Origin of the sequence: Nitrospira moscoviensis (assembly GCF_001273775.1) — a bacterium.
Lineage (GTDB): Bacteria > Nitrospirota > Nitrospiria > Nitrospirales > Nitrospiraceae > Nitrospira_D > Nitrospira_D moscoviensis.
Genome location: NZ_CP011801.1, coordinates 1,668,524 through 1,682,086, shown reverse-complemented (window position 1 = coordinate 1,682,086; position 13,563 = coordinate 1,668,524). Strand labels below are relative to the sequence as shown.

Annotated in this window: 11 protein-coding genes; all 11 read right to left on the bottom strand. The window is 62.8% G+C overall.

The window, feature by feature from the left end:
• Positions 1 to 2: 2 nt before the first annotated feature.
• From asnB to NITMOv2_RS08200, 11 genes are read right to left on the bottom strand one after another with little or no spacing between them, the layout of a single operon-like run.
• Complete coding sequence (asnB, locus tag NITMOv2_RS08250; RefSeq protein WP_053379410.1) at positions 3 to 1,886, bottom strand: asparagine synthase (glutamine-hydrolyzing); 1,884 nt, start codon at positions 1,884 to 1,886, stop codon at positions 3 to 5.
• Positions 1,886 to 2,833 carry a methyltransferase domain-containing protein gene (locus NITMOv2_RS08245; RefSeq protein ID WP_145976229.1) on the bottom strand — a complete coding sequence of 316 codons (948 nt, stop codon included), beginning with the start codon at positions 2,831 to 2,833 and terminating at the stop codon, positions 1,886 to 1,888. Before NITMOv2_RS08245 ends, asnB begins: the two co-directional genes overlap by 1 nt.
• Before the next feature lie 13 nt (positions 2,834 to 2,846).
• Complete coding sequence (locus NITMOv2_RS08240) at positions 2,847 to 3,470, bottom strand: class I SAM-dependent methyltransferase (RefSeq protein WP_053379408.1); 624 nt, start codon at positions 3,468 to 3,470, stop codon at positions 2,847 to 2,849.
• A gap of 1 nt (position 3,471) precedes the next feature.
• On the bottom strand, positions 3,472 to 5,112 hold the full coding sequence (locus tag NITMOv2_RS08235; protein WP_145976228.1) for a DUF6798 domain-containing protein: 1,641 nt from the start codon (positions 5,110 to 5,112) through the stop codon (positions 3,472 to 3,474).
• A 30-nt stretch (positions 5,113 to 5,142) separates the two neighbouring features.
• The gene (locus NITMOv2_RS08230) at positions 5,143 to 6,228 is read right to left on the bottom strand and encodes a glycosyltransferase family 4 protein (RefSeq protein WP_053379406.1); all 1,086 of its coding nucleotides are present in this window, start codon (positions 6,226 to 6,228) and stop codon (positions 5,143 to 5,145) included.
• A gap of 54 nt (positions 6,229 to 6,282) precedes the next feature.
• A complete protein-coding gene (locus NITMOv2_RS08225) occupies positions 6,283 to 7,332 on the bottom strand; it encodes a class I SAM-dependent methyltransferase (RefSeq protein WP_053379405.1) in 1,050 nt (349 codons plus the stop codon).
• Positions 7,329 to 8,321, bottom strand: a complete 993-nt coding sequence (locus tag NITMOv2_RS08220) for a glycosyltransferase family 2 protein (RefSeq protein ID WP_053379404.1) — start codon at positions 8,319 to 8,321, stop codon at positions 7,329 to 7,331. The genes NITMOv2_RS08225 and NITMOv2_RS08220 overlap by 4 nt, the downstream gene beginning before the upstream one ends.
• Positions 8,322 to 8,340: 19 nt before the next feature.
• Positions 8,341 to 9,837, bottom strand: a complete 1,497-nt coding sequence (locus NITMOv2_RS08215; RefSeq protein ID WP_053379403.1) for an oligosaccharide flippase family protein — start codon at positions 9,835 to 9,837, stop codon at positions 8,341 to 8,343.
• Positions 9,834 to 11,000, bottom strand: a complete 1,167-nt coding sequence (locus tag NITMOv2_RS08210) for a glycosyltransferase family 4 protein (RefSeq protein ID WP_187299405.1) — start codon at positions 10,998 to 11,000, stop codon at positions 9,834 to 9,836. The genes NITMOv2_RS08215 and NITMOv2_RS08210 overlap by 4 nt, the downstream gene beginning before the upstream one ends.
• Complete coding sequence (locus NITMOv2_RS23390) at positions 10,984 to 12,168, bottom strand: glycosyltransferase family 4 protein (RefSeq protein WP_053379401.1); 1,185 nt, start codon at positions 12,166 to 12,168, stop codon at positions 10,984 to 10,986. The genes NITMOv2_RS08210 and NITMOv2_RS23390 overlap by 17 nt, the downstream gene beginning before the upstream one ends.
• On the bottom strand, positions 12,165 to 13,547 hold the full coding sequence (locus tag NITMOv2_RS08200; protein WP_053379400.1) for an O-antigen ligase family protein: 1,383 nt from the start codon (positions 13,545 to 13,547) through the stop codon (positions 12,165 to 12,167). Before NITMOv2_RS08200 ends, NITMOv2_RS23390 begins: the two co-directional genes overlap by 4 nt.
• Positions 13,548 to 13,563 lie beyond the last annotated feature (16 nt).

The window sequence follows — 13,563 nt, the reverse complement described above, 5'->3', positions numbered from 1 at the left end:
GTTCACCGCTTGGCGAGAAACGCCTCCTGCCAGACGAAGAAACACAGCACATTCCACAGCCGCCAGGAATGATCGTGCCGGCGAGTCAGATGCTCCAACTTCAACCGCTCGATCACCTCAACTCTGAACAACCCCACCCGCTTGACCGCCTCGGGGGTCAACACATCGCACATGAGGGGCTTGAGGTCGCCGCACAACCATGAGGCGAGCGGCACGTGAAAGCCGGCTTTCGGGCGGCGCAGGGTGGACGGAGGCAGCCGGTGCGCCATGATGCGCTTCAAGAGATGTTTCAGCCGCAAGCCCGGCATTTTCAGCGAGCTCGCCAGGCGCATCGAGTATTCGATCAACCGATGATCTAGGAACGGCACGCGGATCTCCACCGAGTGCGCCATTCCAATGTTGTCGAACAACGGCAATCCCATGTCGGCCAGCCAGGTTTTTATGTCGCAGTAGATCGCTCGATTCAGAAAGTCGGGGTTGCCTTGCGTTCGTTCAAAATGGGCCCGGAAGACCCCGAACGTGTCGCGCCGGTCGACATCAGATTGGAAGAGAAGCCGCTTCTCCTTTTCGGTAAAAATCGTCCGCCACCAATAATGGGCTTGCTCGGGAGACAGCCTCGCCCCCTCGACGAACTGCTTGAGCTTGTACTCCCACGTCAACTTGTCGAACGATGCTGGGAGCGCGTGAACCAGAGGATTCAACAGATGGTCGTGCAGGACGGCGGGAACCATTCGATAGAACGGAGCGAGCTTGTCGGCCGCGTAAGTAGGATAGCCGGCGAAGACCTCGTCTCCGCCGTTGCCGGAGAGCAGGACTTTGACATGAGTACCGGCCAATTTACAGACAAGATGGAGTGGAATGGCCGCCGGATTGGCCATGAGATTGTCCGTGGATTGCACGATCGACGACAGCTGCTCGGCTACGTACGATGGACGGCAGAGAATTTCATGATGCTCGCTTCGATACCATGCGGCCGCTTCCCGCGCGGCCTGGCCCTCGTCAAAGGAGGGCTCGTCGAACGTCACCGTGAATGTTTTAACCGGCTCTCTCGTTTTGTCGCGCATCAACGCCAGAAGCACGGCCGAGTCCATCCCGCCGCTGAGCAGCAGCCCGACCGGCACATCGCTCACGAGGTGGCTGCCGACGGACTGTTCCAAGAGATCGGCTAGATCATGCTCGGCTTCGGCAACAGTCCCGGGGTGGACTCTTTTGTGAGGCAAGGACCACCATTCGACGGATTCGACTCCCTCCCTGCCGATACGGAGGTAATGCGCGGGCGGCACCTGTCTGATCCCTTCGAGGATCGATTGCGGCCCCGGCGTGTACCCGAGCGTCAGAAAATGGGACAACGACTCCATATTGACGGTCCGCTCGACCCCTTCATGCTCCAACAGTGCCTTGAGCTCGGAGGCGAAGACGAGCCCATGCTTGATCCGTGCATAGAAGAGCGGTTTGATGCCCAGCCGATCTCGGCCAAGGATCAGTTCACGCCGGCTGGCATCCCAGAGCGCCACCGCAAACATGCCCTCGAATGTCTCGAAGCATTTGAACCCATAGGCCTCGTAGCTCCTTAAGAGAACTTCCGTATCGCAATCGGTCCTGAAACGGTAGCCCTTGCCGCTTAATTCGGCTTTGAGCGCGCGGAAGTTATAGATTTCCCCATTCAATGCTGCCACGACTGTCCGGTCCTCGTTGGTCATAGGCTGATGCCCGCCGCCGGGATCCAGTACGCTCAACCGCCTGACGCCGACGCCGAATTCACCGTCGATATACAGGCCGGCGTCGTCCGGCCCACGATGGCGCAATCGCGCCGTCATGCGCTCCAACACGGAGGAGTTCGCACGACGCTCCGTCTCACACAAGACCATGCCGACAAGGCCGCACATCAGGGTTCCCCGCGTCGCTTCCCGGTCATACTGACCGGATCGGGCATAGCGACGACGTCCTCGAATCCTTCCTCATAGAACCACTGTTGGACTTCCTCAGCCTCATGATGCCATTGGTATTTGGGAGCATAAAAATCGAACACGACCTGTGCGCATTGCCGCCATGTCGCGGTTCGAAGGCTCGTTCCGCTATAGGCGGGGAAAAGCTCGAGCAGCGGCACAGGGAGATAACAGAGCGAACGCAACACCCGTGGAGGCAACCGCGTTGTGACGGCACGAATGGCGCGCTGAGTGCCTTCCCATATCGGATTGCGGAAGGGATACACCCAGACACCGAGATAGCCACCCGGACGAACCAACGAGGCCAACTGCTGGAATGCCAGTCTGGTGTCCGAAGTGTGGTGAATGACCCCGTTACTGAACACATAGTCAAATGTCCCCGGCTTAAGAGCCGGAGCCAGTACATCTGCTTGCAGACCGTGTGCATTGGAAAATCCCCGGATACTGTTGTATGACTGCCTCACGGCGGTGCCGACATCGAGCCCGACGACCTCCGCTCCCCACTCAGCTAGACAGCGCATATACATGCCATGCCCACATCCCGCGTCGAGCACCCACTTCCCCCGCAGGGATTCTTGCGTCATCGCCGGATGCATCAAATTCGTCACCAAGTACGCCATCACATCCTGCTTCGTCCGCCCGAAAATCCGCTCCTCGTCTCCCCATGTACTCCATTGCAGCTCAAACCTGTCTTTCACCTGGACTTCACCAGGAGACAACGGGCGCACGAGATGCGGCACTCCATGAGTGATCGGATAGCCTCCATGGCATGTGCCACACCGCAGCGTGCCGCCATATATCTCGCCACTATCTTCGACTGCTTCGGACAAGACCAGCGTGCCTCTGCAAGCTGGACATACTAACCGTTCAAGCAATGTCGGCTTCACGAATGGCCTCTCCTTATGGATCCCGTCGCTCGCACAGCGCCATCAACCAGGGAAACGGCATCGCCAGCTGCCGCACATGAAACTGCTCGCGTAGCGCGGCGAGAAACGTTCTGCTCGAAAAATGTTGAACATGACCCGGCGTATTGCCCATATCGCGCAGATACGTGAGCCGCATCACGTTCAATATGCGCCACAAAGGTTCATGCGGCACGCTGAACAAGCAAAATCGCGCCGCAACCCGTCGGACTTCTGTCAATGCCTTCGCGGGATCATCCAGGTGTTCCAGCACCTCGCTCATCACGATCAAGTCGGCACACTTCGTCGCATATGGAAGCTCGTAAACCGAGGCGACGGAAAATGCCAGGTGCGGATGCTCATGCCTCGCCCGGCTGACCACATCGAGCACGACATCCACACCCTCGGCCTTTTCCGGTTTCAATTGCCGGCACAGGAGATTCAACACGTAACCCTCTCCGCAGCCGATATCGAGAACGTGCTTGATTGGCAGAGGCGCCAACATGCCGAGCATGGTGTGAAGAAAGTTCCGCACGAGCAGTCCCGCCACCGGATTGGAAGAATGGTACTTGTCGAATACATTTCCGCCGATGATGTGGTTCGGATACGCCTGCGCTCGCATGCTAGGCCCTTTCTGGTGCCGGTACTCGATAGACCCGATACCGATGATTCTCATAAACAACCGGGAGATCGACGGCCCGCCGTGTACTCTCCTGCACGACATAGCCGATGCCGTGGCGTTGCGACAGGGCGATCACGGCGTCAGGCTGAAAGGCTTGGTAGAGTCGTGCCGCCTCGCGATATCGCTCATACCAGTCCTCGGCAGATCGGCCTGAAAAGACGGTGACCGCTCCGTCCTTGAATGTCACGAACAGCGCTCGTTCCGCATAGATTCGAAACGACGCAAACCGTTTCGGCGGCGCGAGAAACAACGCGTCGCGATCCGTCTGACTGCGGGCCCAGCGGCAGAGATCAAGAAAGGCCTGCTTGTCCGTTTCGCCGCCCTCCCGCGCTCCCACGTCGGCGCCCAACGCCGTCATCGTTTTCGATGAAGTCCCCGTCGCCCATTGGACCATCTCGCCGATTCTTCCGCCCCCGGCGGTCAGGAACAGCACGACCGCGAGGCCATAGCCCGCCGCCGTCATCATCCCTGTCCCGCGCCGCAGCAGCTCCCGCACGACAAATCCGGAGAGAAGGAGGCACAAGAGAAACACATATCCGCTCATGCGCAGAAGGTGAACGGCAAAAAGCCGCGGCACCAGCCAGGCCAACAGGGGACCCAGCGCCGTGCAAGTCACGGCGACGAGCGCCAACCGGATGCTCGCCTCTGCCCTGTCGCGATCCTGTGGCGACCTGAGACACCGCCATCCGACCGCCGCGATCAGGCAGGGGGGCAGGTACGAAGACAGAAGATGCCGAATGATGACATCCCATTGGGGAAAGCTTTGGACGTCGGCCCGGAACCGGAGGATCTCCATGCGCAGCGGCGTCACGTCGCGGACCTGCGCCCACTGCAACAGGTACGGTAGGATCCCGACAGCCAAGCCTCCGGTAAAGCTGCTCCAGCGCGACAGCCTTGTGTCCGGCCCCTCCGTCAGGAGAATCGCTCCCGTCATCAGCAGATAGAGATGCAGCGCGGACAGCGGATGGAGATTGCCTACCACGCCGAGCGCCACTCCCACCCACGCCAGACGGGCCGCAGAGCGGACCCGTTGGATGAACAATCCCCCTATCCATGGAGTCGCCGCAAAGAGGAACGCGCGAGGCATCGCATTGCCAAGATAGATGCCCCACCCGGTCCCGCTGAGATCGACGTTGACGCGCAGCGAAACGAACGCGATCAAGAGCGCCGCGAGGCGATGCTCCACGATGAGCCGGGCCAGCCAATAGACGCCCGCGGCATAGATCGCGAGCAACGCGCTCGAACTGAGTAACAACACCGTTCCCGGATCCGGCCACAGCGTCAGCATCGACGCCATGAGCCAGGTATAGGCGACGGGGAAGAACGGTAAGACGACCGGCACAAACGGGTCCTGTGCGAAGATCGTGGCGTCATTCCATTTCATCGCCAGCGGAATCCAGATCGCTTCGTCCATCGTGCCTTCGACAAATCGATCCCAGTAGAGCCAATATCTGGCCGCATAGAGCACGACGCCCGCCAGCAGCACGGTCTCATGGAAGAATGGGGGCGCCCACCTCCTCTCGCGACCTGCGGCTGGGTCATCGCCCGTCAACGTGAAGGCTTCGGAAGGCGCCGCGGACATATGTGACTCGCCTTTCACGACACCTCCTCCCTATGCCGCCAAGCAGCGGTGGTACACGGCCATGGTTTGATCGGCAGCCCGATCCCAACTGAACTGATTGACCCGTCGAAAACCTCGTCCAATGAGCGTCTGCCGCCAGGCGTCATCGATCAGCAGCCGGCGCATGGCTTCCGCGAGCGCCTCGGGTGAGAACGGCTCCTCTATGAGAACCGCCGCATCGCCGACGACTTCGGGCAAGGACGCGCGACGGTACGTGATGACGGGAACGCCCATGGCCATGGCCTCCAACGGAGGCAACCCAAATCCTTCCCACCAGGAGGGATAGACGAACAGCGCGGCTCCCGCATAGAGCACGCGCAGCTCTTCGTCAGGAACGTACCCAGTGAGCATGATCTCGCGTCCCACGGCACTCCGTTCTATTTCTTCCAGCAATGGTTTCGCCCGCTGCGGGCTGACCGTTCCTGCGATCACCAGTCGACGCGCATGGCCGGCGTCGCGGAGCATCGCGAAGGCCCGCAATAATCCGCGCCAATCCTTCCTCCGGTCGATACTGCCCACGTAGAGCAGATACGGCTCGACCCATCCTTTTCTAATTCGATACGCTTCTATCTCCTGCGCCGGCGGGACCGTGCGGAATTGGGGCGCGAGGGCCTCCGGCACGACCGAGACCCGCTCCGCCGGCACATCGGCCAGTTCGACCACATCGTTTCTCGTCGCCATCGAGGGCACAATGACGGCCGTCGCGCGCCGGGCGGTGAAGGGAATCCATTGCCGCCAATACCAACGGGCGCGCCGCGTGGGCAGCCATTCCGGATACCGCGTATACAACAAGTCATGCACCGTCAGGACCAGCGGACAGGTCCTGAGGACAGGACCGGAAAACGCCGGGACGTGCACCAGATCGACGTGATCCTGAAATGCGCGCCAAGGCACCAGCGCCTGATCCCACCAAAGCTGATCAGGCAGGCGCCAGTGCGGACCGCTTTCGCACGCCCACTCCACGAACTGATGCGCGCCGTGCCGGGCCCGGAGCGCTCTCAACACATTGTCGAGATAGGTCGAGAACCCGTGCCGCACCCCGATGCCGAGCACTTGGCTGTTAATGCCGATCCGCACGGATGGTCCTTTCATCCTTTGCGACAAGACACACCGCCGCCTGCCTGCGCCGACTCACGAGCGCGGCTTCATCGCGACAAGCCGTAATTCATTCCCCGCCCAAGGCCACAGCAACAGAAGCAGGCGCTCGATCAGCCCGCACACCCATGCAGCGAATCCGGTCCTGGTGATGCGCGCGTAGCCCCGGGCATGCCCCTGCCGGCGGATGAAGAGACTGATGCGGGCGTTCCACTCCGCCATGGCAGGATGGCTGCGCTCCCGAATGACCTGGAACCCGGCCTGCTGCACGCACTCCCGCAGAGCCTGCGGGCTAAAGAGGACAAGATGCCGCGGCGGGTCCAAGGCAACCCAGTGCTTTCCGAACAGGCGGCTGGCAAATCCCGCCAGATTCGGCGTCTTGATGATGAGCCGCCCGCCCGGCGCCATGATGCGCCGGCACTCCGCCAGGTGGGCGGGCGGGTCCGGCACGTGTTCGATGACGTGACTCATCGTCACGACGGAAAACATGCCGTCTGGAAATCGGGCCTCCGGCAACATGCCCACTTTGACGGGAATGCCGTAGCGATTCTGCGCCGCCCGGGCCGCGTCGGGCGAGAGATCCACTCCGTGGACATCCCATCCCAGCTCCCGCATGCGCGCGAGATACGTCGCCGCTCCGCATCCCACGTCCAGCAGACGTCCGTTCGGCACAAAGCGGGGCAGCAGCTCTTCCCAATCAAACGCCGCTCGGCGCCGCAACGAAGGAATCGCGCCCAACAGGCGCCCGACCCAGGACGACCAGCGGCCGCCTCTGACAAGATGGGCGTACCCGAAGACTTCCCTGAGAATCAGCCGGCGAAGGTGGTCGCGCAGTCCTCTGCCCATTCCACCGGCTGCCGCTCCGTCATCGGAGGTCTGATACGCGTAATAGCCCTGGGGATAGAATTTCGGCAATTCCTCACGCTCCGGCCGCGGCGAGAGCCAGAGGACCGAACAGCGGGGGCACCGCTGAAATCCGAACCCGCTCTCGTACGTCTCCAATCGGTCGGACAACTCGGTGTACCGTGTTTCACCGGCCGTTCCACACAGGGGACAGGCCCCCGCCGTTTCCCGCCGCACGTTCATTGGGTCCCCTCCGGCATAGCCGGCCGGTAAGGAACCGCCGGCGTGATGCCTGCGGGATAAGAGAAGCGTTCGCGGCAACGCGCCAGTCTGAACCGCCGCTTCGATTCATGTCGCAGCCAGGCGATCGTTTTGGCGCCCAGCATCACCTCGCCCAGTCCTTTCAGGAGGATCAACACAGAGCCGGCGGTGAACAGACACCACAGAAACGCGGCCGCGGCCCATCCCTCATGTTTGCGGTAATAGCGCACGAGGCAAATCAAATAGTCGATGATGCCGTCGTCGCCCATTTGGCCGACCCCGCCGCCTCCGCGATGGTGCAGCACTTCTCCCGCGGGCGAGAAGAAGAACCGGAGGCCGCGATCGTGGATGCGCCGATACAAGTCCGTATCGTTGAACAGAATGGGAAACCGCTCGTCGAGGAGCACGGGACCGGGAAACAGCGCCCGGCGAATCATCAAGCAGGACGCCGAGGGCTGTTCTACCGCCATGGCGCGATCGAACGGATCATCAACCATATAGAATTCGTGCGCGAATTTATTGTTGGGTCGGAAGGCCCGGCAGACGGTGTGGACGGCCAACACGTACCGCCAGGCGGGAAGCCGCGTGTAGATCCGCTGAAACGACCCGTCGGGATTGACCAGCCGGCAGGTGACGCCGGCCGCCGCAGGCGTTTCATCGAGAAACCGCGCCATCGACGCGACGGCGCCGGGACGGGCCACCGTATCGGGATTCAGCAGCAGAAAATACCGCCCCTTCGCCATCGCATAGGCTTGATTGGTCCCGCGTGCAAACCCTACATTCGCTTCATTGGCGATCAGCATGACTTCCGGAAATCGAGTGCGGACGTTGGCTGCGCTGCCATCGGCAGACCCATTGTCCACCACGATGATCTGGGCGGACACGCCCTTCGTCCCTTCCGTCAGGGAACGCAGGCACGGCTCCAACAGCGTCCAGGTGTTCCAATTCACGATGCCAATTGCCACATCCATCGGCGTGCGTCCGTCGTTCTTATGCGTGCCACAGCCGGAGAAGCCGCGGGTACTCGACGCGCCACACGTACATCGAGTACAGGGCGGCGCCGGCGGCCAAGCACAGCGCAATGAGCCACGTATCGAGCGCAAAGAGCCGGCCGTCCTGAAGCAGCACGATGCCGCTCGCGACCGCCGTGACCGGCGTCACGGCTCTTATAAAGGGGCCGAAGGCCGACCGGGCGTCATGTCCCAACAGACGCCACGTACCGGCCATCCATAAGACCAATCCCATGAGATAGCTCGCATTGAGGGCCCAGACCGCTCCCATGAGCCCCCACGCGGCTATCGACGGCCCGATGAGCGTGCCGTACAGAAGGAACTGGCAGGCCCACACTTTGGTCGGAAACTCCGGGCGCTGCATCCCATAGTGGAGAGACCCCATCGTGCTGGCGAGCGCGCTGCAGCAGGCAAAGACGGCCAGCGCCTGCAAGAGGGGCGCGGCGGCCCACCATTGGGCACCGGCGACGATCGAGACGATGTCAGGGGCGAGGAACGCCAGCACTCCGGCCACGGGAAGCAAGACCAGCGTCTGAATGCCGAACTGCATGCCGAACACGCGGACGATTCCCCGCCGATCCCGTTGGAGCGAGGCATAGACCGGCAAGCTGACTTCCCAGAGGACGGCCGGCACCCGAATGCCCACCATCGTCGGAATCACCATCGCCATCAGATAGAACCCCAGTGCTTCCCGTCCCAACATTCGCCCGATAACGAATTCGCCTCCGCTTAACACGCCGAACGCCAGGATGTGGGCGACATTGACATGCGCGCCGAATCGAAGGAACCGCGCGCACGCCTGCCGGTCCACCAGCAGGCGGGGGACAAACGGAGCGACCCGGTACGACAGAAGGCTGTTGAAGACGAACCCGACCATCTGGCCGTACACGAGCGCCCACACGCTCCGAAGGCGCCAGGCCAGCATGATCGTGACGAAGACTTCCAGGGCACGGGAGGCCAGATTGAGCCGCGTACGCCGACCGAGATCGAGATTCTTGAGGTGGAGCGCGACGGCCGGGCTCTTCGCCCCTTGAATCAACAGAACGCAGGCATGCACCCGCACCAGCAGGGCGAGCTCCGGCATCCGCATCAACCGGGCGATGGCATCGGCGCAGAGCCACAGTCCCGCGGCGAGCAGGCAGGCACGGCCGATGGACAAGGTCCAGGCCACCGCCAAATCGTGCTCCGTCACCTCCGGGCGGGTCACCAGCGACGATTCCAAGCCGAGCTCCGTCACCGTCAGCACCGCAAGCAAGACCGCAGCCGATGCGGCCAGCAGGCCGAAGTCGGCCGGCGTCAGGAGCCGCGCGACCACCATCAGTTGGACCATCGCGAGGGCTTTATCCAAGCCGAATCCCGCCGCGGCCCATCCGCCCGCTCTCACGATACGGTGGCGGAGACGCGGCGGCACGGCCGGATCGTGCCGCGGCGGTTGCTGATCCGAGATCCGCTCGCTCTGAAGCGCCGCCGAGGTCATGCGGCCAGTTCCTCCCGCGATAGGACCCGCCGGCAGACCGACTCCAATTGCGCCGCGCGCGCCGCCCAGGTGTGGGACTGCACCACAGCGGTTCGTCCCCGCTCACCCATCGCCGCCCGCACCGCCCGATCGGCGAGCAGACGGCGGAGTTGGCGCGCAAGATCCTCCGCGTCATCCGCTTTCGCGGACAAGCCTGCTCCCATGGCTTCCACCGTGTCGCCGTACCCGGGACCGGCGGTCGTCACGACCGGGCGGCCGCAGGCCAGATATTCCCATAGTTTCATGCTGTCGCCCGGATAGGACCGGGTCCGTTGATGGAGGACGACACAGACATCGAACGAGGCAACCCATGCCGGCACCGCATCAAACTCCACCCGTCCCACAAATCGTACGTGCGCGCCGAGGCCCCGTCGCTGCACGAGGTCTTCGAGCGCCCCTTTCGTTCGGCCCTCCCCGACCAAGAACAGCTGCAAACCTGGATAGGACTCCGCCACCATGGGAACGGCATGGATAAGGGTTTCCAGTCCGTGCCAGGGAAAGAACCCGCCGACAAACCCAATGTAGGGACCGGTTCCGCTGATACTCAGTTTCGCTCGGGCTTCCTCGTGGGACTGCGGGGAGAAGCGGACCGGGTCCACGCCGTTTCGAATCACCGTACAGCGCGCTCTCTCTCTCGTCCCGAAAGACTTACAGATTTCCGGACAGACAGTCACTACCGCCTGCGCCCGTGCCGCCGCCCGGCGCAGCCCGTATGACAACGCCTGCCGGATGGGAGCCCACCGCCACAGCCCTTGCACTTCTTCCTCCGGCAGGCCGTTCACGAAATACACGACGGGACATTCGTGATGCCGGAGCACCCGGAGCGGAGCCAACTGACCCGGCGAGTCGAACCACAGGAACACATCCGGACGCCACGTCCGTATCACGCCGCCCAAGACTTTCATCGAGCCGAGCAAGAACGAGAGCGGGCGGATTGCTCCCCCTCGCACGACCGGGACCGGCTGCATCCTCAGCCGATCTGCCGGTACTTCGATCGGCGCGATCGGCTGCGGCGCCACGATCGTCACTTCGTGGCCGCGCTGGGTCAGCGCCGCGGCCAGATCCAGCACCTGCCGAGCGCCGCCGGCCGCCACACTCAGATCTTCGTCACAATAGGCCAGCATGCGCATGGCTCGACGTCACCTCCGTCTCCACGACACGGGCGCGCAGGCGCTCGCCGATCGACACCCACCCGAACCGTTGCTCCACGAAGCGGCGGCCCCCCTCTCCCATTGCCCTGCAGCGATCCGGATCGTGCAGCAAGGACAGGATGGCTTCCGCCAACCGGTCGGACCGATCCGGCGGCACCAGCTGCACGCCCCGATTGGAAGCAAAGACCGTCCGGACTGACGGGATGTCGCTCGCGACGACCGGCTTCGCGCAGGCCAAGTAATCGAAAATCTTCACGGGCGAGGTCTCTCCCCGATCGCCGCAGAAGGGTGCGACACAGACGGTCATCGCGCCGATGTAGGCCGGCACCTCCTCATAAGGGATTCGGCCGGTCCAGATGATGGAGTCGCTCAATCCCAGCTTCTGCGCCTGCGTGTTCAACTCTCCCCCCGCTTCGCCGTCGCCCACCATGAGCAATCGGACATTGGAGCAGCGGGCCCTTACCGCCGCCGTCGCGTCCATCAGAGAAGCCAATCCCTGGTATCGATAGAAGCTCCCGACAAACCCGATATAGTGGTCGCCGGGCGGCAGTCCTAATCTCTGCCGGCAGGCCACGGGATCGCGCGGCGCAAAACGCTCTGTATCGGTTCCGCTCGGCAGCAGGATGATCCGCTCCGCCGCCACGCCATAGGACCGGACCAGAAGTTCCCGCAGTCCCTCCGTCAAAACCACGACGCGATCACAGCGGCATAACGACACCCGGGCAATCCAATGTCCGGCCGCCCGTCGCACCTTTCCGCCATTGGACCATTCTGGTACCGGCTCGCCGTTCACTTCGCAGATACAGCGCGCGCCGACCAGCTTGGACAACACCAGCACGTGCGGACTGATCATCCACCGGTAGTACACGACGTCCGGGCGGGCGATGAGCGCGCGTGCCACGCCGGACACAAACGACCGCAGCGCATAGGACAGCGGACGCAGAATGCGAACCGGCATGAGTTGGATCGGAATGACGCGCGCCGCACGCACGACCGACGCGGACCGATAGCGTGGAGCGAAGACCGTCACGCGATCGCCGGCTTGGATCAGCGCATCGGCCAGGGCCCAGATGCGCACGAGCCCGACCGGGTCGCGCGGCGCATCCGGCTCGAACCAGTAACAGAAGACGAACCAGTTCACAGCCGCCTCTGGACGGATGGCCCCGGTTCCGGCTCGGCCGAAAGATTCGGCAGCAGCACGACCAGCCCGGCGCAGAGCCAAAAGGGTTCCATGATGCGAATGATGATGAACGTGTTGGCCCCGATGGCGTGCGCCAGCATGGCGACCAATCCCAGCAGAAACCCGTGGGCCAACCCTTTCGCGAATGGATCGGTCTGCGACAGAAACGACTCCCGCGCACAGCGCCAGAGCCGATACATGATGAACCCGAATGCGGCCAATCCCGCGAGGCCGGTCTCTCCGATAATCTTCACGTACTGCGCGTCCGCCCAGGCATAGCCCGTCACTCCCCGGCCGAGAACCGGGGCATGCATCCAATCCTTGACGATGTAGCCCCAGGACTTGAGCCGTTCCGTCGTCGAGAGATCCAGCGCGACGCCACCGATGTGGGCTTCCCCTCCATACTGGCGGCTGAAAAATGTTTCACCCACCCGTTGCTTGACGTTGCCGGGCGCGAAGATGGGGATCAGGGCCGCGACAAGTAACAGCACTGTCAGCACCCGTGGCCGCTGCCATTGCGTGACTCCGACGGCCAACAGCAGCACCGTGCCGGCCAGATAGGACGATCGGGACAGGGTTGCCATGAGCGCCAGCACCGCGAACCCGCCGAGCGTCAACAGAATGAGCCGGATCGGGCCGGCTTTGATGTGGAGTGCGAGACCCGCCATGATCGCCAGCAAGAAGACCAGATACCCGCCGAGCGTATTGGGTTCTCCCACTTCGCCTTCGAAGGGCGCGGTCGCCCGCTGGCCGCCGGGAATTTGATAGATCGCGTAGAGGCTGATGACCAGACCGACGGCCAGCAGCGCCACGATGAGATTGACGACTTGCCGCTGGCTCCGCACATGATTCACGACCATGAAATAGATGAAGAAGTACTCGAAATACTTGAGCACGAACAGGAAGCCGGACATCGGCTTGACGCGTCCCGTCAACGCTCCAATCAGCGTCGCTACGACGCAGACGATCATGTAGACAGCGATGGGACGATTGAGCGGCGTCTCGCGGAACAGGGCCAGCTCGCGGTAGAGAATATTTTTGACGAACCAGCTCAGCCCGATCACCATCAGGAGAATGTCGTCCATGCGCAGCGACAGCTCCCGCCCGCCGACGCCCCGCCCTTCCATCCGCCCGACCGCGATCTCGGGGGACAGCAGCATGGAGGCGATCAAGAGATAGAGCGAGGCGGGCACGGACGTGACGGCGACGAGGACGATGAGCAACCCCAACACGGCCTGAAGCCCGACGGTGGGCGTGGTCAGCGTGAGGCCCAGCGCGACGGCGACGGCCAGCGCGGAAACGACCAGCGTATCGTGAGGGGTGATGGCGGCCTGCTGCATGACATGTCCGCTCCTG